The organism is Actinoplanes sp. NPDC026623 (assembly GCF_040638275.1).
Lineage (GTDB): Bacteria > Actinomycetota > Actinomycetes > Mycobacteriales > Micromonosporaceae > Actinoplanes.
In genome coordinates, this window is record NZ_JBEZXZ010000444.1 from 1 (window position 1) to 1,399 (window position 1,399).

The 1,399-nt window shown below is 78.0% G+C and carries 2 protein-coding genes; one reads left to right on the forward strand and one right to left on the reverse strand.

What is annotated here, in order from left to right; genetic code table 11:
• A partial coding sequence (locus AB0F10_RS45675; protein WP_360640892.1) for an ATP-binding cassette domain-containing protein occupies window positions 1-894 on the forward strand: 894 nt, incomplete at its 5' end.
• Between the two features lie 9 nt (window positions 895-903).
• On the opposite strand, the gene AB0F10_RS45680 is transcribed toward AB0F10_RS45675, so the two are convergent.
• The coding region (locus tag AB0F10_RS45680) for a hypothetical protein (RefSeq protein WP_360640894.1) at window positions 904-1,399 on the reverse strand (496 nt) is incomplete at its 5' end.

A 1,399-nucleotide genomic window follows, 5' to 3' on the forward strand; every position in this document is an offset into this window, starting at 1 on the left:
GACGTGAGCTCTTCCGAACTCCCGCACCCACCCCCGCCCGGGGCCGAAGAGGGCGCCCGCCGCCCGCCGTCGCGCGACGGCCGCGCCGGGCAGTGCCGCGACGGGTTCGCCGAGGGCGACGACGGCGAGCAGCAGCACGGTCGCCCACTCGTGGGACAGGCCGCCGCGGGCGGTCCCCAGGGCGGTGCCGGCGACCGGACCCGGCTGGCCGAGATCGCCGCCGAGCCGCCGGCCGCCTCGCCCCGCCCGGCGTCGCCCGCCGGCGACGTGCGGCTCCGCGGGCTCTGCGCGGGCTGGGACCCGGGCCGGGAGCCGGCGCTGCGCGATCTCGACCTCGACCTGCCGGCCGGATCCCGGATCGCCGTCCTGGGGCCGTCCGGCGGCGGCAAGTCGACACTCGCCGCGGTGCTCGCCGGACTGCTCGACCCCCGGGCCGGAACGGTCACCGGCGTGGGCCGCACCGTGCTCGTCGGCGACGAGACCGACCACGTCTTCGCGTCGACCGTACGGGAGAATCTGCGGCTGGCCCGGCCCGGCGCGACCGACGGTGAGCTGCACGCGGCCCTGGCCCGGGTGCGGCTCGACGGCTGGCTGGCGCAGCAGCCCGACGGCCTCGGCAGCTGGCTCGGCACCGGCGGCGGCACGATCTCCGGCGGTCAGCGGCGCCGGCTCGCCACCGCGCGGGCCCTGCTCGCCGCGCCCGACCTGCTGATCCTCGACGAGCCGACCGAGGGGCTCGACGAGGCCGGCGCCGAGGCGCTGATGGACGACCTGCTCGCGGCGTCCGCCGGGCACACGGTGCTGCTGCTCACCCACCGCACCGACGGCCTCGACCAGGTGGACGCCCGCTTCGAACTGCACGACGGGCGGCTCGCCGTCACCGCGGCCCGGTGATCCCTGGGCTCAGAACGCGGCGCCCTTCGAGTCCCCGTCCTCGGGGCGGGCGATGCAGTGGACCAGGCGCGGGCCGTCGCCGACCTGCATCGGCCACGCGTCGAGCTCCCACCCCTTGGTGGCGCCGGGCTTCCGGCTCCGCGACGCCAGCAGCGAAGGCGAGCACACGGCGGCGATGGAGGGCCACCGCTTGAGTTCGTCCTCGCGGGTGCCGACGGCATCCGCGGGCAGCGGAATCGCCGCGAAGGTCTCCCAGACGTGGCTCTTCTTGCAGTCCAGCGGCCAGGTCGGCGCCGCCTTGCCGTTGTTCGCCAGGGTGCCGCCCCAGCAGAGCGGCCCGGTCGGACAGAGCGCGTCGCCGCACCGGTCGAAGCCGGCGGCCACGGCGGCGGTGCTGGCGCTCGGGCCGGTGGCGGCGCCCGCCGGGTTCTCGCCCGGCGGCGTCCGGTCGAAGACCCGCCAGGCGGCGACGCCGCCGGCCACGACGGTCACCATCAGGACGGCG